Origin of the sequence: Streptomyces sp. TLI_146, assembly GCF_002846415.1 — a bacterium.
GTDB lineage: Bacteria > Actinomycetota > Actinomycetes > Streptomycetales > Streptomycetaceae > Streptomyces.
In genome coordinates this window covers 8,089,509-8,107,699 of the sequence record NZ_PJMX01000001.1, presented here as the reverse complement: position 1 = coordinate 8,107,699, position 18,191 = coordinate 8,089,509, and the positions used below count along the sequence as shown (strand labels likewise).

14 protein-coding genes are annotated in these 18,191 nt (G+C 70.9%); 7 read left to right on the top strand and 7 right to left on the bottom strand.

The features are described 5' to 3' along the window. Positions 1-3 precede the first annotated feature (3 nt). The 3 genes from BX283_RS36100 to BX283_RS36090 all read right to left on the bottom strand — a co-directional run bounded on the left by BX283_RS36100 (position 4) and on the right by BX283_RS36090 (position 4,035). Entirely contained in the window at positions 4-2,088 is a 2,085-nt protein-coding gene (locus BX283_RS36100) for an ABC transporter ATP-binding protein (RefSeq protein ID WP_101391598.1), read from the bottom strand. Further along, positions 2,085-2,987, bottom strand: a complete 903-nt coding sequence (locus tag BX283_RS36095; protein ID WP_101392795.1) for an ABC transporter permease — start codon at positions 2,985-2,987, stop codon at positions 2,085-2,087. Before BX283_RS36095 ends, BX283_RS36100 begins: the two co-directional genes overlap by 4 nt. 64 nt (positions 2,988-3,051) lie before the next feature. Then, a complete protein-coding gene (locus BX283_RS36090; protein WP_101391597.1) occupies positions 3,052-4,035 on the bottom strand; it encodes an ABC transporter permease in 984 nt (327 codons plus the stop codon). A 299-nt stretch (positions 4,036-4,334) separates the two neighbouring features. Here BX283_RS36090 and BX283_RS36085 point away from each other — a divergent pair, with 299 nt between their 5' ends. The 6 genes from BX283_RS36085 (at position 4,335) to BX283_RS36070 (ending at position 12,733) form a co-directional block, all read left to right on the top strand. Further along, positions 4,335-4,676 carry a hypothetical protein gene (locus BX283_RS36085; protein WP_101391596.1) on the top strand — a complete coding sequence of 114 codons (342 nt, stop codon included), beginning with the start codon at positions 4,335-4,337 and terminating at the stop codon, positions 4,674-4,676. Then, positions 4,673-4,921 (top strand): hypothetical protein, encoded by a 249-nt coding sequence (locus BX283_RS40165; RefSeq protein WP_143676553.1) that lies wholly within the window; start codon positions 4,673-4,675, stop codon positions 4,919-4,921. The genes BX283_RS36085 and BX283_RS40165 overlap by 4 nt, the downstream gene beginning before the upstream one ends. A 65-nt stretch (positions 4,922-4,986) precedes the next feature. Beyond that, a complete protein-coding gene (locus tag BX283_RS40895) occupies positions 4,987-5,328 on the top strand; it encodes a hypothetical protein (protein ID WP_180357360.1) in 342 nt (113 codons plus the stop codon). After that, positions 5,325-8,168, top strand: coding sequence for an Hsp70 family protein (locus BX283_RS36080; RefSeq protein ID WP_180357359.1), 2,844 nt, complete (start codon positions 5,325-5,327; stop codon positions 8,166-8,168). The genes BX283_RS40895 and BX283_RS36080 overlap by 4 nt, the downstream gene beginning before the upstream one ends. Before the next feature lie 84 nt (positions 8,169-8,252). Beyond that, positions 8,253-10,970: a xanthine dehydrogenase family protein molybdopterin-binding subunit gene (locus tag BX283_RS36075; protein ID WP_180357358.1), complete on the top strand. Its 2,718-nt coding sequence runs from the start codon at positions 8,253-8,255 to the stop codon at positions 10,968-10,970. Continuing rightward, positions 10,970-12,733, top strand: coding sequence for a ferritin-like domain-containing protein (locus BX283_RS36070; protein ID WP_101391593.1), 1,764 nt, complete (start codon positions 10,970-10,972; stop codon positions 12,731-12,733). Before BX283_RS36075 ends, BX283_RS36070 begins: the two co-directional genes overlap by 1 nt. A gap of 7 nt (positions 12,734-12,740) precedes the next feature. Here the strand turns inward: BX283_RS36070 and BX283_RS36065 are convergent, their stop codons facing one another. Next, positions 12,741-13,604 carry a hypothetical protein gene (locus BX283_RS36065; RefSeq protein WP_143676551.1) on the bottom strand — a complete coding sequence of 288 codons (864 nt, stop codon included), beginning with the start codon at positions 13,602-13,604 and terminating at the stop codon, positions 12,741-12,743. Positions 13,605-14,042: 438 nt separating this feature from the next. On the opposite strand from BX283_RS36065, the gene BX283_RS36060 reads away from it, so the two are divergent. Beyond that, the gene (locus BX283_RS36060; protein WP_101392794.1) at positions 14,043-14,486 is read left to right on the top strand and encodes an RpiB/LacA/LacB family sugar-phosphate isomerase; all 444 of its coding nucleotides are present in this window, start codon (positions 14,043-14,045) and stop codon (positions 14,484-14,486) included. Positions 14,487-14,575: 89 nt separating this feature from the next. On the opposite strand, the gene BX283_RS36055 is transcribed toward BX283_RS36060, so the two are convergent. From BX283_RS36055 to BX283_RS36045, 3 genes are all read right to left on the bottom strand, one after another. Further along, entirely contained in the window at positions 14,576-15,193 is a 618-nt protein-coding gene (locus tag BX283_RS36055; protein ID WP_101391591.1) for a TOPRIM nucleotidyl transferase/hydrolase domain-containing protein, read from the bottom strand. 91 nt (positions 15,194-15,284) lie between these two features. Next, positions 15,285-15,596 carry a hypothetical protein gene (locus BX283_RS36050; protein WP_143676550.1) on the bottom strand — a complete coding sequence of 104 codons (312 nt, stop codon included), beginning with the start codon at positions 15,594-15,596 and terminating at the stop codon, positions 15,285-15,287. A gap of 254 nt (positions 15,597-15,850) precedes the next feature. Beyond that, positions 15,851-18,184 carry an Orn/Lys/Arg decarboxylase N-terminal domain-containing protein gene (locus BX283_RS36045; RefSeq protein WP_101391589.1) on the bottom strand — a complete coding sequence of 778 codons (2,334 nt, stop codon included), beginning with the start codon at positions 18,182-18,184 and terminating at the stop codon, positions 15,851-15,853. Positions 18,185-18,191 lie beyond the last annotated feature (7 nt).

The window sequence follows — 18,191 nt, the reverse complement described above, 5'->3', positions numbered from 1 at the left end:
CGCTCAGACCGCGTGGCAGGCGTATTGGTGTCCCGGCTGCCCGGCGACCTCGGCCGGCGCGGGACGTTCCGTACGGCAGCGCTCACGTACGTCGGCGGCGGCCAGGCGGTACAGCGGGCACCGGTCGACGAAGGCGCAGCCGGCGGGCAGCCGGGCGGCGCTGGGCTGTTCGCCCCGCAGCACGACGCGTTCACGGGTGCGTTCGCGCTCCGGGTCGGGCACCGGGATCGCCGACAGCAGGGCCCGGGTGTACGGGTGTTGGGGGTCGGAGAAGATGCTCTCGGTGTCCCCGGTCTCGACGATGTGCCCCAGATACATCACCGCGATGCGGTCGGACACGTACCGGACCACGGCCAGGTCGTGGGCCACCACGAGGTAGGCGAGCCCGAGTTCGCGCTGGAGCCGCGCCAGCAGGTTGATCACTGAGGCCTGCACCGACACGTCCAGGGCCGAGAGCGGCTCGTCCAGGGCGAGCAGCTTGGGTTCGGTGGCCAGGGCGCGGGCGATGCCCACCCGCTGGCGCTGCCCGCCCGACAGCGCGGCCGGGAACCGGTCGCCCACCGAGGTGTCGAGCCCGACCAGGGCCAGCAGCTCCGCGATGCGGGAGCGGATCGACTCGCGGTCCCGTCCGATGGCCTGCAGGGGTTCGGCCAGCAGGTCGAAGACGGGCAGTCGCGGATCCAGGGCTCCCAGCGGGTCCTGCATGACGATCTGTACGTCCCGCCTCACCTCACGTTTGCGCGCGGTGGTCTCGACCGTACTGACGTCGGTGCCGGCGATCTCGATGCGGCCGCCCTCGGGTCGCTTGAGGCGCAGGACCTCCAGCAGGGTCGTGGTCTTGCCGCTGCCCGACTCCCCCACCAGGCCCAGGGTCTCCCCCGCTCGCAGCTCGAAGCTCACCCCGTTGACCGCCCGCAGCGTGCCGACCCGGCGCTTGAGGAGGGCTCCCTTGGTGATTGGGAACGTCTTGACGAGGTCCTCCACCCGGAGCACCACCTCGCCGGTTCCGGCGGCCTCGGCGGCGGACCGGTCGACGGGCGTGACACCGCCCGTCGGATCCAGCGACCCGTCGGCGATCTCGTCGGCGCGTACGCAGGCCACGTGGCCGTGGCCGGTGACCTCGCGCAGCTCCGGCTCGTCGGTGCGGCACGCGTCGAGGGCGACGGCGCAGCGGCTCGCGAACGGGCAGCCCCGCGGAAGGTCCACCAGGCGCGGCGGTTCCCCGCCGATGGGCACCAGAGGGCGGTGGACTCCGCTGTCCACGGTCGGTACGGCGGCGAGCAGCCGGGCCGTGTACGGCATGGTCGGGCGGCGGAACAGCTCCCCCGCGCCCGCCGTCTCCACGAACCGGCCCGCGTACATGACGGCGATGTCGTCGGCGTGACCGGCGACGACTCCGAGGTCGTGGGTGATGAGGACGAGGCCCGCGCCGGTCTCCCGCTGCGCCAGGCGCAGGACGTCGAGGATCTGGGCCTGCACGGTGACGTCGAGCGCGGTGGTGGGCTCGTCGGCGACGAGCACGGAGGGTTTGTTGGCGATCGCCATGGCGATGACGACGCGCTGGCGCATACCGCCGGAGAACTCGTGCGGGAAGGCCCTGGCCCGCTCGCGCGGGTCGGGGATGCCGACGAGGTCGAGCAGTTGGACGGCCTGCTCCCAGGCGGCCCGCTTGGTGAGGTCCTGGTGGACGCGGAGGGCGTCGCTGAGCAGTCGTCCGACGGAGAAGATCGGCGTGAGCGCGGAGAGCGGGTCCTGGAAGACCATGCCGATGGCGTTGCCCCGTACCTCGGAGAGCGCCTTGTCACCGAGGCCGACCAGGTCGCGTCCGCCGAGCAGTACCTGTCCGCGCAGGTCCGCGGTGGGCGGCAGCAGTCCCATGATGCCCATCGCGGTGGCCGACTTGCCGGAGCCCGACTCGCCGACGATGCCGAGGGTGCGGCCCGGCAGGAGGTCGAAGCTGACGCCGCGCACCGCCTGGACGGGGCCGGCTTCGGAGGGGAAGGAGATCCGCAGGTCGCGCACCGAGAGCACGGGGGTGGCGCCGGTGGGCGCGGCTGGTTGGGTGGGGACAGTCGTGGCGAGGGTCATCGTCGGCCTCCTGCCGCACCGGTCACGGACGTGGGGTCGAGGGCGTCCCGCAGTCCGTCGCCGACGAAGGTCATCGACACGGTGAGCAGGACGACCAGGCCCGCGGGGAAGGCGAAGAGCCAGGGGGCGCTGGTGACGGTGCCCGCGCCGTCCGCGAGCATCGTGCCGAGGGACACGTCCGGGGTCTGGACGCCGAACCCGAGGAACGACAGGGCGGTTTCGCTCAGTACGGTCGCCACGACGCCGAGCGTCAGGTTGACGATCAGCAGGGAGCCGAGGTTGGGGATGATGTGGCGCAGGATGATGCGCAGCGGACGCACGCCCATGAACTCGGCCGCGGTCACATAGTCCCGTTCGCGCAGTGACGTCGACACGGACCAGATCACCCGCGCGGTGGACATCCAGCCGAAGACCGTCAGGACGGCGATGAGGACACGCCAGTCGCCCGCGAGGCGGTGCGAGACCAGGGCGAGGATGAGGAACGAGGGGACGATCAGCAGGAAGTGGATGACGCCGAGCGTCACCTTCTCGACCCGCCCTCCGAAGAAGGCGGCGCTTGAGCCGACGACCGCGGCGACGAGGACGGTCAGGACGGAGACGCTGACGGCGATCACCAGGGAGCGCTGGAGTCCGTGCACGGTGGAGGCGTAGATGTCGTTGCCGCCCTGGTTGGTGCCGAACCAGTGGGCGGCGCTGGGCGGTTGGGTGAGTGCGGCGAAGTCGGCGTCGGAGTACGCGTAGGAGGTGAACAGGCCGCCGAACACACTGAACGCCACGAGCAGCACGAAGATCAGCACACCCACGACGGCCAGGCGGTTGCGCAGGAAGCGGCGCAGATAGAGCCGGCCGCGGCCGAGGTGGCGGCCGTCACGCCGGGCGGAGGGCTCCTTGTGCGGCAGCGGGTGTGCCGTCGCCGGGGAGGCGTCGGCGCTCGTCGCCTCCGCGGTCACATCGGTGGTCACGTCAGCTCACCCTCACTCGCGGGTCGAGGAAGACGGTGGCGATGTCCGCGAGGATCGCGCCGATCGCGGTCAGCGCCGCGGCGAAGGCGGCCGTCGCGACCGTGCCGTGCACGTCGTTCTTGCTGATGGTCTGGATGAAGTAGCGGCCCATGCCGTTCCAGCCGAAGATCGTCTCGGTGATGATGGCTCCGGTGAAGAGGGACGGGATGCTGAACGCCACGGATGCCGCCGTCGGGATGAGCGCGGCCCGCAGCGCGTGTCTGCGGATCGCCTGGGTCCGGGTGAGCCCAGTGGCCTGAGCAGTGCGCACGAAGTCGGCGTTGATCGTGTCGAGCAGCAGCGCACGCTGCGTCAGGTGGTAGCCGACGTAACCCATCAGGGTCAGCGTCAGGGTCGGCAGGATCAGGTGCAGCAGCCGGTCGCCGATCGTGGGGAACAGCCCCTCGACGTTGGGTGAGTTCTCCCCGGCGACGTAGAGGAAGTGCAGCCCGGCGTGCTGGTTGAGCCAGATGGCGACGAAGACCACGGCGAGCGCGGCGACCGACGTCGGTATGTTGAACACGGCGATGGACACCGCCTGGGTGACGCGGTCGGCCCAGCCGTACTGCCGCGACGCGGTGTACACACCGAGCGCGACGCCGATCACGACGGACAGGACCGTCGCGATGACCACCAACTCCGCGCTGATGAGCGACCGGTAGCCGATCTCCCCGTTGACGGAGACACCGGTGGGCGACTTCCCCCAGTCGAAACGGAGGAACACCCCGGTGAACCAGTCCCACCACCGGTGTACGAGGGGGACGCTCGGGTCCAGGTTGTACGGCGCCAGGGCCCGGTCGATCTGCTCCTCGCTGCGGACGGGCCGCAACTCCTTGAAGTTCGACCGCGGATCCAGGAACCAACTGGCCAGGAAGTAGGTGGCGTTGGTCGCGACCACGATCATCAGGAGCCAGCCCGCCGCCTTGCGCGTCACATACCTCAGCACGCCCGCCACCTCCTCGCCGCACGCGGGAGGTGTGCCTCGGGGGCACGGGGTCTGAAGGAGGTATACATGCGCGGTGGAGCCTTCTGGAGGTGCGGAACGTATGCACAGACGTGCGAGCCCGAGTCTGGTCCGTACCTCTGAAGTGACACCAGGGTTTGAGGGATTCCGCCATGAGGCCGAAACGCCGCTGTAGTAATCCGTCCGACGGGCAACTGCTGGAAACCCGCCCATGAGCGGGCGGAGCTGGGATAGTGACCTTGCTGAGCGACTGCTGGTCGCATGTTCCACGGGGGAGCCGGATGGCCGAGGTACGGATCAGCGCAGGAAGCGCCGCGGGAGCCACGGCCCTGACCGGGTGGCTGCTCCGCGACCCCTCGGTGGCACGCTCCGGCATCACGATCGGTCCCGCGAGCACCGCCGCCGCCCCGGCCACCACCATGGGGTCCGTGGACACGATCACCGCCGTGGCCAACAGCACGGTGAGCCTGCTCGGACTCCTGGTCAGCACCGCCGCCTGGCGTCGCCCACGCGGAGCGCGCACATCCGCGACGAGATACGTGCGGCCCACCGGCGGCACGGCCTCAAGTGCGCCATGGTCCTCGACTGCTGCTTCAGCGGAGCCGCCGTCGAAGGCGGTATGAGCGCCCGCGAGACCTTGCTCAAACAGGCCGCCGACATCGACGGCGTCTGCGTCCTCACCTCCAGCGCGGCCACCGAAGTCGCCTACTCCATGGCCGACGAGGAGCTGTCCGCCTTCACCGGCGCCCTGCGCCACCTCCTGCGGACGGGCGTGCCCGACGCCGGTGCCCCATGGTGGCACTTTCCGCGAAAATCACCTCATGCAAGAACATGCGCATTCCGCTCGCGTTCAGTACTCTCGCCCTGACACGGCCGCGTTCCGTGCGCACCAACACAATTCGACGGTAAGGCAGCAGTTCACAGGGAGCCCGGGTGTCAGATCCGCGGAATGCCGGTGTACCGGTGGTCACCGTCGACTACGGCGTCGACGACGACGGTGAGAAGTCGTTCCTCTCCCGTACCCGCACCGCCGTCACCCAGGTCACGCGGATCAGTTCCGACACGCTGGCGCAGAACGTGGCCACGCTGTGCCAGTACGTGGGCGGTGTCTTCGAGCAGGCCTCCACCGCCTCGGACACGCTGGAGCTGACCGGCCTGGAGGTGCACGTCCAGGTCACCGCCAAGGGAGAGGTCCGGCTCGTCGGCGCCACCTCCGCCGAGGTCAACGGCGGCATGAAGCTGATCTTCCAGCGAAGGCCGGGAGGCTCGGTGTGAACGTGGCGGTGGCCGTCGGATGCTCCCGCTACGAGGACGAGGACATCGCGGATCTGCGCTTCGCCCACCGCGACGCACTGCGGATGCGGGACACGCTCGCGGCGTCCATGGACATCCCGTCGGACGCCGTGTTCGCCTTCGCCGACGGGCTGGCGGAGGCGCTCCCGACCCGCCACAACGTGCTCCGTACGATCGCCAACCTGGCCACGCACGCCACCGCCCCCATCGACCGGCTTTTCTTCTTCTTCAGCGGCCACGGCTTCCACTCCACCGTGGACGGAAACGACTACCTCATCACACGGGAGTCCATCACCTCGGCCCTGGAGGAGACGAGCCTGAGGTTCGACCTCCTCGTGCGGATGCTGCGGGCCACGGGCGCCGCCCACGTCGTCCTGCTGCTGGACGCCTGCCGTACCGCCGTGGCGGGCGGCAAGTCGCTCTCCCCGACCGCCGCCAAGGTGGACGTGGAGAAGCTCTGCCCGCCCGGCATGGTGTCGTTCTGTTCGTGCGCTCCCGAGACGAGTTCGTACGAGAGCGCCCAGCTGGAGTCGGGCATCTTCTCCCAGGCCCTCCAGGACGCCTTCGGTGACGAGGGGCGATGTGTCACCGTCGGGCAGCTCGACGCCTTTCTGACGGATCGGGTCCCCGGGCTCGCCCGGCAGTACGAGAAGCCGCTCCAGCGCCCGTACTCGCGCGTCGAACCGGCGGCACTCGTCGACCTCGAACTCGTCTCGCCCCGCAAGCGCAACGAGTGGCTGGCCTCGGCGGGGGTGGGCGAGGAGATCAGACAGCGGTCGGTCGTCCGGACCGGCGGCGCCAGGATCCCCGACCGTGCGATCTTCGCCATCGACTTCGGCACCACGACCTCGGTCATCGCGGTGATGGACACCGACCGGAACGTGCACCTCCTGCCGGCCGGGGACGGCAGGAAACTGGTGCCGTCCGTGGTCACGTTCCTCCCGGACTTCAGCTACCTGGTGGGCTCGCGCGCCGTGGAACTGGAGCACTTCTCCCCCGGACGCACCGTGCGGGCCGTCAAGCGCCGCCTCGGCACGGAGTACGCCCTGTCCCTCGACGGCAAGGAGCTGTCGCCGGAGCTGCTGGCGTCGCTCGTCATCAGAAGCCTGCGCGGCAACGCCGAGGACGCCCTGGGCCGGCTGCCGCAGGAGGCCGTGATCGCCTACCCCGCCAACTTCAGCATCAGACAGGCCAACAGCCTGCTGCACGCCTTCGAACTGGCGGGGCTGCGCGTCGCCCGGATGGTCGGCGAACCCAATGTCGCGGCCTACCTGCTGCTCGTGGACCGTCCCGAATGGGAGGGCACGGCCCTCGTCGTGGACCTCGGCGGCGGCACCTTGGACGTCGCGGTCGTCGAAGCCGGTGACGGTGTGCTGGAGGTCAAGTCGGTCTACGGCGACAACCATCTCGGCGGCCTCGACTTCGACGCGGCGCTCGCGGCCCGCCTGAAGCGGCGGCTGTTCGCCTGGAACAGCGCGGTGGTCTTCGACACCGCGCTGGAGGCACAGGTCCTCAAGGAGGCGGAGCGCGCCAAGCAGTTGCTGACCACACACCAGTCGGCGGTGGTAGCCATCCAGGACATCGAGGTCGGATCGCAGGTGGTGTCGCACGATTTCACCGTCGACCGCGCCGAGTTCCGGGACGTGTGCGAGGAGCTGACGGCACGGTTCGCGTACGTCGCGCGCACGTCTGTCGACGACGCGTGGGACCGCCCGCCCATCGACCTCGTCCTGCTCACCGGACAGGGCGGCAGGACCTTCACCGTCCGCGAAGCCCTCGAAAGACTGCTGCCCGACGCCGAATTCGTCGACCTCTACCAGGAGTTCGCCGTCTGCCACGGGCTGGCGATGCAGGCCGGGGTGCTGCAAGGGCTGGAAAAGGACGTGCTGCTGCTCGACATGAGCCATCGGGGTATCGGCATCCGTTGCACGCCCGTGGACGGGAGCGGCACACAGGGGACCGGTGGCGAGCACCGACTGCGCAAGACACCGGCCGCGGACGCGAGCAGCCATGTACTGGTCGACAGGCTGACGACGATCCCCACGAAGCGGTCCGAGGTGTTCGTGTTCGTGGGCCCGGCGGAAGCCGATGTCGTCATACCGGTGATCGAGAGGTCCAAGACGTCCCGCGACGACATCGAGATCTGCACGATCACCCTGCCCGCCCGGCAGGAGGCGGTGCGCGTCGAGCTGACGGTGGACATCGACGCGAACGGCATCATGGTGCTGGAAGTGGCGGACATGACGAACAACACGTACCGGCGTTTCCAGCTCAACCACCATTACCGGCAGTCCCGTTCCGCTCCCGGCTTCGGCTACCGGGAGATCGACCTGATGCTGGACGGCTGGGCCGTCTACGAGTTGGAGTGGGCCGACACGCTCGCCCGCTCGCCCGAGGAGCGGGCCGCCGCCGTGCCGCACACCCTGGCCGATGCCGACATCGCGGAGCTGGTCACCGGGCTGGACGAGCAGCACGCCCGCGGTGCGATCCTGGAGTGGCAGCTCCCGGCCCACTTCCGGCGCAAGGCCCGTCTCCTCCTCGCCGCCGGCCGCCGCGACGAGGCGGCCCGCGCACTGGCGGAGGCCGTCCGGCTCCGAGTGTCCGGCGCCGACTCCGACTACGAATGGGAGGCTCTCACCTCCGATCTCGACCTCGCCCATCGGGAACTCGACGGCACACCCGCGCTCGCCTTGGTCAGAAACGCCGTCCAGGGCCTGCTCACCCACGACCGGCGGCCCGTCCCCGGCCGGGCCCAGGAGGTGATCCGGGCCCTCAAGAGCATCGGCGCCCACAAGGAGGCCCGTCACCTCGGCCGCCGTTAGGGCGTCCAGTCGGGGTGAGTGCGAGGGCCCCATAAGGCGCACCGTATGTTGCCGGGCGCGGTGGGGGGTGTTGAGGTCGGACGCATGGGCAGTGACGGCGACGCCGCCGACGGGCGCATGCGCAGAGTGACCGGGGAGAAGGTGTTCGCCAGCGACTTCCGGCCGGTGGACATGGCCGCCATGGGGTGGCCGACGGACTGTGGACACGCCCTGCTGCTGCGCAGCCGGCATGTCGACCGGGTCTTCACGGGGGTGGATCTCGCACGGCTGCCGGTCGAGCTGCGGCCCGATGTGGTCGTCACCGCCGCGGACCTCCCGCAGCCCCCGTACAGCAACCGGGTGTCCGCCGACAACGTCCAGGCCCTGCTGCCCGCGGGCGAGAAGGCCGACTACCTCGGCCAGCCGGTGGCCATCGTGGTCTACGACGACTTCGTACGGTTCCGGCGCGCGGCGCAGGAGCTGCGCGAAGGCGCTGCCCCTGTGGTGTACGGCCCCGCTCCCGCCACCGGCGTCCTGGCGCCGACGGAGGAAGAGCTGATCGCGCAGGACCTGGAGGCGTGGACGCAGCGGAGCTTCACCGGCACACCGCGCCAGGCGCACTACCTGCTGGACGCCACCGTGCCCAACGGGTACTCGCAGTGGAACCGGGGGCGTGTCACCTACGACGCCGCGCAGAGCACGTTCGTCAGGAACGGGCAGCCCGACACCGACGCGGAACACCTGTTCTCGGCGATCGCGGGCGGCATGGCCCAGCCCGGCGCGCTCGCCGCCGTCACCACGACGTTCACCCAGCAGACCGACCCGGGGTTCCTGGAACCGGAGGCCGGACTGGCCTGGCTGGACCGCTCCTCGGGCACGCTGCATCTGGTGCTCGGCACGCAGTCGCCGCACGGTGACGTGCCGGACATCCAGACGCTGCTCGGCCACGCGGCCCATCCGAGCGTGCGGGCCGTGCGGCTGTGGTCGAAGGACTGCGGGGGCGGGTTCGGGGGCCGGGACAAGTCACCGTTCCCGTACTATCTGGCGCTCGCGGCGGTGTTCGCGCCCGGCCCGGTCCGGCTGGCGTACGACCGGCGCGAGCAGTTCCAGGGCGGCCTGAAGCGACACGCCTCCGGCGTCCGCAGCTGGATCCGGGCGGATCCCGACGGGCGGATCCGGGCGGTGCGGTCGTTCGTCGTGCTGCACGGCGGTGTCGAGGCCAACCTCAACGGTCCGGTCCTGGGACTCGCGGCCCTGCACGCCACCGGGCCCTACCGGGTGCCGCAGGCCTCGGTGCACGCCATCGTGATGGAGCGGGCGATCCCCGCCGTCGGTTCCATGCGCGGCTTCGGCATCCCGCAGGTCGCGTTCAACCTGGAGACCGCGCTCGACCGGTTCGCCGTACGGGCTCTGGGCATGGACCCCATCGACGTCCGCCTGGCCAACGTGGTCCGCTCCGGTGCCGCCGGGGCGCCCGACCCCGCTGCCCCGGACACGGACCTCGCGGGGACTCCGCTGCGGTTCCACGTCGGCGCCGCCGAAGTGTGCGCGGCGGCCCGCGACCACACCCTGTGGCGGCAACGCGACGAGGCCCGTGACCGGGTCGCCGGGCGCGGCGACGGCACGCTGTACGGGGTCGGCTTCGCCTGCTGCATGGAGGCGTACGGAACCAGCCAGGACAGTGTCTATACGGCCGTGCAGGTGACCGCGGACGGCCAGATCGTGGTGTGGGGCCAGAGCGTGGAGATGGGGCAGGGCTCGCGCGCCGCTCTGGAGCAGGCCGCCCACGACGTGCTGGGGGCGGAAGCGGTGGCCCGGCTCGGTGTGGTGGGCCCCTTCGAACGCTTCGCCCAGCGGCTCAGGGAGCGCGGACTGCACGACCAGGTCAAGATCTCGCTGTCACATGGGGCGAGCAGCGCGTCGAAGACGGCGTTCTTCCACGTGCACGTGGTGCGGGAAGCGTGCCGCGCGCTCCTGCGGCTGCGCCTGCTGCCCGCGGCACGCACCCTCCTGAACGAGCCCGCGCTGAGCGACGCCGACCTGCTGGCGGCCTGGCACGACGGCGCGGTACGGCTGCCGGGCCGCCCCGAAGTGCCGCTGGCCGCACTGGCGGGTGAGCTGGTGCGTACGGGCGGCGACACGTGCGTCATGGCCCACGGCTACTTCTGCAACGGCTGGTCACAGGCGACGTTCCAGGTGGACGGGGTGACCCACGAGGCGTCCGTCGACGCACTGGCGCTCGTCGGCTCGCCGGACGACGACCCTGTGCCGCTGACGCCGGTCGGCCCGCTCAGAGCCCCGGCCGCGCGCGGGCCGGGCGGGGACGTCGTGCCGAGGTCGCTGTACGCGGCGGCCGGTCATCTGATCGGCGTGGAGATCGTGCCGCGGCACGGGACGATCCGTGTCGTGGACGCGGTGACGTTCCTGGACGCGGGCGACCCGCTGCTTCCGGCCGCGCTGGAGGGCCAGGTGGCGGGCGGGCTCGCCATGGGCATCTCCCACACCCTGCACGAGGAACTGCCGCCGGAGACCGGTGCCGGACCCTACGTCAACCTCGACCGCTACCGGCTGGCACGCTACGCCGACATCACCGGGATCCGACGCGAGACGGTCCTCGTCCCCCTGCCGTCGGCGGGCGTGCTCGGCCCCGGCGGTCCGAGCCTGCGCCACAAGGGCATCGGGGAAGCGACCATGACGAGCGTCGCGCCGGCCGTGGCCAACGCCGTCGCGCACGCCCTCGGGCACGGCGACGACCGCTGCTGGCCCTCCCGTACCCCCATCCGTCTGGCGGACCTGCCACTCCCCGACAACGGGCGGTCGTGATGCAAGAGCCGAACACCGACCTGGACCTGACCGTCAACGGCGTGCGCCACCACGGCCGTTCCGTACCCGGCGACATGTCCCTCGTCCACTTCCTGCACGAGGACCTGGGTCTGACCGGAACGAAGATCGGCTGCTCCATCGGGGAGTGCCGCGCCTGCACCGTCGCGGTCCGCACCCGCCCCCAGGCCCCCGTGGTGACCCGCCAGGCCTGTATGACCAGCATGCGGCACGTGCGGGGATGGGACGTCACCACCGTCGAAGGGCTGGCGGCCGACGGCGCGCTGCACCCCGTACAGCAGGCGTTCCTGGAGCGTGAGGCGTTCCAGTGCGGATACTGCGCAGCCGGGTTCGCGGTCGCCGGCAGTGTCGTCGTCGACCACGCCGGGCAGGATCGCGCCACGGACGACGCGGAGCAGCCGCTGGAGGAGACCGTCGACACCGTCCTCGGCTCACACGTGTGCCGCTGCACGGACTACGAGCGCTACCGGGCGGCGGTACTGGCCACCGCGCGAAGCGCGGCCCCGACGGAACGCGAACTCGGCCCGCCCGCACCACAGAAGCACCTGGCGACCGGGGCGACCACCGGCGAGGCCATGCCCCGGCCGAGCAGGACACCCACGCTCTCCGCGGCAGACACCGACCGGCTCGGATACACCCCCGTGTTCGACGATCCGACGCTGGAACTGATCCGTCTGCTGCGCGACGGCGCGGAGATCGAGCACTCGCTGCTCGTCCAGTACCTCTACGCCGCCTTCTCGATCAAGGTGCCGCGTTTCGCCGACCTCGCCGGCTGGCCCAGCCATCGCTACGGAGGCCGCCCACTGCACCTGATGGGCGTGGCCATCGAGGAGATGACCCACCTCGACATCGTCAACTCGCTCCTCGTCGCCCTCGGAGCGGCCCCGCACCTGGGCCGCCAGCAGTTCCCGTACGAACAGGACATCTATCCGTTCGACTTCGTACTGGAACCGCTGAGCCTGCACAGCCTGGCCAAGTACGTGTACGTCGAGGCGTCGCCCAGCGCGGTCGACCCCGCCCAGCAGCACACACCCGAGGACCGGGCCTTCGTCGACCGCCTGTACGAGGTGCTCGGCTCGACAGCACCGGCGGCCCCGCGCCCCAACCAGGTCGGCAGCCTCTACCGCAAAGTCACCCGGGTGCTGGAACTCCTCCAGGAGCGGGAGCCGGACCGGCTCGACTACACCTCCTGGTTCGCCCGTCTGGAGCTGCTGCGCGAGGAAGGGGAGAGCGAACACTTCGCACTCTTCCGGTCCATGTTCGAGGGCACCCACCCCGCCCTCCAGGACTGCACGGACGTATGGAACCCGGCCGGCCCGGACCACCCGGTCGTCCCCCTCAGCCACTCCAGCGGGCTCCCCCCGTCCGGCGACCCCGTCCCCGACGAGACGGTCCCGGCCCTGCGCCACCTCGCGAACCTCCACTACTGGGCGGTGTGCATGCTGCTGGACGCGTCCTACCGGCAGGGCATGCTCTTCCACAGCGCGGCCCGCCGCCACATGACGGGCCCGCTGCGCAGCCTCGGCACCGCCCTGGCCCATCGCACCGAGGGCCTCCCGTTCGACGCCTTCGTGGCGGGCTACGCGCCGGGACTGGACACCGCGCAGAACCTGCGCCTGGCCCACACGATGGTGCAGCAGATCACCATCGCCCAGCAGCGCTACGCCCGCCACCTGCCGTACGACTACCCGGCCAACTGCGCCTTGGAGACGCTGTGGGAGCTTTCACTGGTGCGCCCCACGTAGTGCCCTCTCAAACCCCCATGGTCGCCAGTGCGGGACGGAAGCTCGTGCCGGCACTGGGGACGGACTGGGGAGCGGTCCACGTGCTGCCGTCGAACCGGCTCCACCAGATGCGCTCGTCACCCTCGACGCCCTTCCACGTCATGTAGGGGGAGTCGCCGTAGACGGTGAGAGCGGGGCCCACACTGGTGCCGGCACTGGGCACCACCTGAGGAGCCGTCCAACTCGTTGCCCAGGGGTAGAGCCGGCTCCACCAGATCCGCTGGTCGCCGGCGACGCCCTTCCACACCAGGTGCAGGCTCCCGTCCGACGGGCCGGCCAGGGCCACCCCGCCACTGGTGAAGGCACCGTCGATCGCCTGCGGCCCGGTCCAGCCCGTGGAACTGCCGAGATACGTGTTCCAGAAGACCCGCTGATCTCCCTCCACACCCTTCCACGCCATGCAGAGGTCGTTGTAGCCGTTCTTCTTGACGGCCAGGGCAGGAGCGAAGCCGGTACTCGCGCCGGGAACCACCTGCGGTGCCGTCCAGCCGCCGAAGTGGCTGTTCCAGAAGATGCGCTGATCGCCGCCGGCTCCCCGCCACACCATGGCGACCCCGGCATAGGGAGCGAGAGCGGGACCGACAGCGCTGGCGGCCCCGGGCACCACCTGCGGCCCGCTCCAGGCACCGCCGTCGAACCAGCTCCACCACACGCGCTCGTCGCCCTCGACGCCCTTCCACGTCATGAAGAGCGGGCCACCGGCCTGGCCTGCCAAGGCGACCCCGGCATTCGTGCCGGCTCCCGGCACCGGCTGCGGCCCGCTCCAGGACCCACCGCTCTGCAGCCCGTTCCACCAGATCCGCTGGTCCCCGGAGACACCCTTCCACGCCATGAACGTGCTACCGGCGCCGATGCCCAGCGGGGCACGCCCTCGTACCGCCGCCGAAGCGGCCGGGGGTACGGCGAGGCCGACAAGACCCGCCGCGACCGCAGCCCCGCCGAGGCGGAGCAACCCTCTCCGGCTCACGCTTTCCCGTGACACGGGCACCCCTCCCGTACCTCGGAGATCGCCTGCACGTGATCTCTTCACCTTTGCTCCCGTCTCATCGGCTTCCCAGACACCCAACAGCCGGGCGGCGCCCGCCACTTGGCTCCTGACCACTCCCCCGGAGGTCCCACGCGTACGAACGGATGCGCCACAGCGTGCCCGGGCGCGGTCGGGCACGCCAGTCGGCGGTCCGCTCAGCGGACCGGTCCGGGGGTGCTGATGTAAGACCATGGTGTCTCCTGCACCTGACGAACCTGCCGGAAGGGGAATGTCATGGCGACCCTGCGGATCTCTGTTGCCGCCGACTCCGACGAGGGGGTGACCCGTCAGCTCGTGGCGGAGCTGGGCCGCCGCGGGCACGAGGTGATTCCTCATGGCGTGCTGGCAGCGGAGGAGACGGATGACTGGGCGTTCTGTACGGAGGCTGCCGCGCGGGACGTTGCAGAGGGGCGGGCGGACCAGGCTGTCGTGTGCTGCTGGACCGGGACCGGCGCGAGCATCGCCGCCAACAAGGTTCCCGGCGTGCGCGCGGCACTGTGCACGGATGCCTATACGGCCCGTGGTGCCCGGCGCTGGAACGACGCGAATGTCCTGGCCCTGAGTCTGCGGTTGACGTCTACTGCGACGCTCGGGGAGATCCTGGACGCGTGGTTCGACACCGGTGCGAGCCAGGACCACACCGACCAGCAGAACATCCGGCATCTGGAGCGCCTTGACGAGGTGTGACGGGGCAGGTCCTCAGCGGTAGTTGGGACGAGGCGAGCCCCCCCCCGATCGGCCCCCGAGGCGCTGGCCGTCGCGCCTTCGTCCCTCGGTCACACGCTCGCGAGGAGTTCGTCGAGCGGGGCAGGCACCCGTTCCGGGTCGAGGGCCTCCACCAGGAGACTTCCGTAGCGGATCTTGCGGCCCTTCTTCGTGCCGAGGAAGCGCCGCAATTGCCGCTGTCGGGGTCGGCCCTGCTGTGCGGGCTGGTGCAGGAAGGTCTGCCAGGCGCGCAGGTCGCCCTCGGCTTGGATGATCTCCTCGACCCGCGCCGTGCCGAGCGCGCGGATCAGCTCGTCCTCCAGGTCCGCCACGCACACGAAGAAGCCCCCGGGCGGCGCCCCGGCCCGCTCCAGACCGCGGTCGTAGAAGCGCTGCTCGCCCTCGTCGCACAGTCCCCTCAGACGCAGCCCGAGGCCGGGCGGCCCGAGCAGACCGGCGTAGCGGCCGACGCTCATCGCCCCGCCCATCGGTATGACGCAGACCCCTTCGGCGGCCAGGTCCCGGCCACGCCGTGCGGCCAGACCCTCGACGGCCGCGAGATCGCTGGGCCCCTCCAGCAGCACGGCCGTCCTCAACCCCAGTCGTACGGCCAGTTCACCCGCCGGTTCGCCGGGCCCGCCGGCCGCCCACCCGCTCACCGCGTCCCGGAACGCCCACATGTCCGCCATACGACGAGTCTGCACGTCCACCGGCCGGCGGGGCACTGAATATTCGACAGCTCCGTTCGACGCGACGAGGCCGGGCGGCAGATCGCTGCGCTCAGACGAGGGAGACCACACCACTCGACGGGTCCTCGGGCAGCGCCAGGGCGACGGCCCCGCCCGGCGGGGAGGGGTGGGGGCGGCGAGGCTCTCGGACGCCGCCCGCCCCCGGCCCGAATCCCCCGCCGGGGCCGGGGCATGTGGGGGTGAGTCGCAGCACCCGTACGGTCATGGCCAGCCAGACCACAGCGACCAGGCCCGCCGCGGCCCCGGTCGGCAGCAGCACACCGGCGGCCCCACCGCCCGCCAGCAGTCCGGCGACCGCCACCCAGACGGCCAACGACCAGCGGGAACAACCGAGATACGTCACGGCCGTACGCCGCAGCCGGGCCACTCTGCGCGGCCCTCGCCATGCGGCACAGGGCCGACGTCCGCGGCGCAGGCAGGAGGAACACCGGAGGGATCGCGAAGAACGGTCCTTGGCCACTGCGGCCTCCATCCCAGAGGTACCGATGCCGCACTCGCTCCAGGGTGCTCCCCCGCCGCCCGGCACGGCAAGGGCGCAGGGCGCGGCTGGGCGGGGCGGGTGGCCAAGACGGGCGACCCCCGCGCACCGTGCGTACGCTAGTCGCTCGGCACGTCGTCCACCTGTGGGCGCAGGCACTCGATCAGGTAGTCGCCGGTGTCGGAGTCGAGGGTGACGCCGTGGGTCTCGCTGCGGAATCCGGGGAAGTTGCGGTCGAAGGTCTCCAGCGCGGTGAGGTAGCGCAGCAGGGGGCCGTCCGGGGCGCCGGTGCTCTCGCCGGGCATGAGGACGGGGATGCCGGGCGGGGTGACGGTCACCATGGCCGCCGCCACCCGGCCCGCCGCTTCGGCCAGCCGTACGCGCTCGGTGCCGCCTCGGATCAGGCGCTGATAGCACAGTTGAGGCGGCTCGACGGGCTCGGGAAGCTCCTGGAAGGCGGCGTCGAGCAGAGCGACCAGACGGACCGAGCGCAGGTAGTCGTGCATCTCCTGGCACAACTGGCGCAGCGTACAGCCCGAGTAGCGCTGCGGGTACTCACCGACGAGCGCCGGCAGAACGCGGTCGAGCGGTGCGTCGTCGTCGTAGAAGGCCTTGAAGTCCATCAGGGCGTCCAGCAGCGTGCCCCACTTGCCCTTGGTGATGCCCATGGAGAACAGCACCAGGGTGGTGTAGCTGTCGGTCTTCTCCACGACGATCTTCCGCGTGTCCAGGTACGCGGTGAGCACCCGGGCGGGGATGCCCCAGTCGCTCATGTCGCCGGTGGCGTTGATCCCCGGGCAGGTCAGGGTGACCTTGATGGGGTCGAGCATGCAGTGGCCCTCGGTGAGGCCGGGGAAGCCGTGCCAGTCGGCGTCCGGTTCGAGGTGCCAGCACGACGGTTCGGTGCGCAGCAGATCGGCCGGCGCCTCGTCGAAGGGCATGCGTGTGCCGCTCGCCGGGTCGGTCACCGCCTCGGGCTGCCACACCCCGAAGAACCACGGGGGCCGGTCGCCCGCGGCCTCGATCCGCCGTCCGATGCGCACCATTTCCTGCCGGAAGCGGATCGCCTCGGTCACCGCCTCGTCGATCAGCCAGCGACCCTGCGCGCCGTCCATCATGCCGGTGGCCACGTCCAGCGAGGCGATCATCGGGTACAGCGGCGACGTCGTACCGTGCATCATCAACGCCTCGTTGAAACGCGCGTCCTCCACCGGCGCCCGGGGTGCGGGCCTGACGTGCACCATGGCGCCCTGCGACAGGGCCGCGAGCAGTTTGTGCGTGGACTGGGTCGCGAAGACGGTGGGCCGCTCGGGGCCGGGGAGGGTGTTCTCGTCCACCGACATGCCGTAGCGCCCGCGGTACAGGGGGTGGAAGCGGGCGTAGGCGAACCACGCTTCGTCGAAGTGGAGGCGAGGGGTGCTGGCGGCGAAGGACCGCGCCGTCGATGCGGCGTCGTAACACAGGCCGTCGTACGTGGAGTTGGTGAAGACCGCGTACTGGCACTCCGGTGAGATGGCCTCGCGGGCCAGCGGATTGGCGGCGATCCGGGACGCCACCGCCTCCGCCTCGATCCCGGCCGGGGGCAGGGGCCCGGCGAGGCCGTAGCCGTTGCGGGTGGGGATGAGGAACACCGGTCGCGCGCCGGAGACGACGAGGCCGTGCAGCACCGACTTGTGGCAGTTGCGGTCCACGAGCGCGATCTCGTCGCGGGTGACGCTGAAGTGGCCGACGAGGCGGTTGCACGTGGAGTCGCCGTGCAGAACGAAGAAGGTGAGTTCGGAGCCGAACACCCGGGCAGCGTTGCGCTCCGCCTCGCCGATCGGGCCGCTGTGCTCGAACAGCGAGCCGAGTTCGCCGACCGAGATCGAGAGGTCGCTGCGCAGCAGACGTTCCCCGAAGTAGTCGTGGAAGGCACGGCCCACCGGCGACTTGAGGAACGCGACACCGCCGGAGTGCGCGGGGGTGTGCCACGAGTACTCGTGTGCGTCGTCGAAGCGGCGCAGGGCCTTGAAGAACGGTGGCAGGAGCGCTTCCTGGTAGGTGCGGGCGGCGGAGGTGATCCGTCCCGCGATGAAGGCCGGGGTGTCCTCCAGCGGCCACACGTACCCGATCACGGAATGCGACACCCACAACGGCAGTTCGCGCAGGCTGTCGTCCCTCATGACGAGGAACACCGGAAGGTCCTTGAAGCGGCGGCCGATGGCCCGCAGGACCGTGGCACCACCCGGTTCGTCCTTCGCGTCGTGACCGCCCGGAAGGTGCCAGGCCACCAGGACGGCCGCGAGGCCCGCCTCCGTACGCAGCACCGCCTCGGCGTCGGAAACACTCACCACCCAGCGCACGTCGTACCCCTGGGACTCGATGGCCCCACGGATCCTGTTCAGCTGATCCACACCGGTACTGTCGTCCCGCGGGTGCTCCGGTACCGCAACCAGAACAGCGTTGTCACGCATGTGGTCC

What these genes read in the sequence shown, in the direction of transcription:
- BX283_RS36100 (WP_101391598.1), bottom strand. Translation starts at nt 2,088, where the DNA reads ATGACCCTCGCCACGACTGTCCCCACCCAACCAGCCGCGCCCACCGGC.
- BX283_RS36085 (WP_101391596.1), top strand. Translation starts at nt 4,335, where the DNA reads ATGGCCGAGGTACGGATCAGCGCAGGAAGCGCCGCGGGAGCCACGGCC.
- BX283_RS40165 (WP_143676553.1), top strand. Translation starts at nt 4,673, where the DNA reads ATGAGCGCCCGCGAGACCTTGCTCAAACAGGCCGCCGACATCGACGGC.
- BX283_RS36075 (WP_180357358.1), top strand. Translation starts at nt 8,253, where the DNA reads ATGGGCAGTGACGGCGACGCCGCCGACGGGCGCATGCGCAGAGTGACC.
- BX283_RS36070 (WP_101391593.1), top strand. Translation starts at nt 10,970, where the DNA reads ATGCAAGAGCCGAACACCGACCTGGACCTGACCGTCAACGGCGTGCGC.
- BX283_RS36065 (WP_143676551.1), bottom strand. Translation starts at nt 13,604, where the DNA reads ATGGCGTGGAAGGGTGTCTCCGGGGACCAGCGGATCTGGTGGAACGGG.
- BX283_RS36055 (WP_101391591.1), bottom strand. Translation starts at nt 15,193, where the DNA reads ATGGCGGACATGTGGGCGTTCCGGGACGCGGTGAGCGGGTGGGCGGCC.
- BX283_RS36045 (WP_101391589.1), bottom strand. Translation starts at nt 18,184, where the DNA reads ATGCGTGACAACGCTGTTCTGGTTGCGGTACCGGAGCACCCGCGGGAC.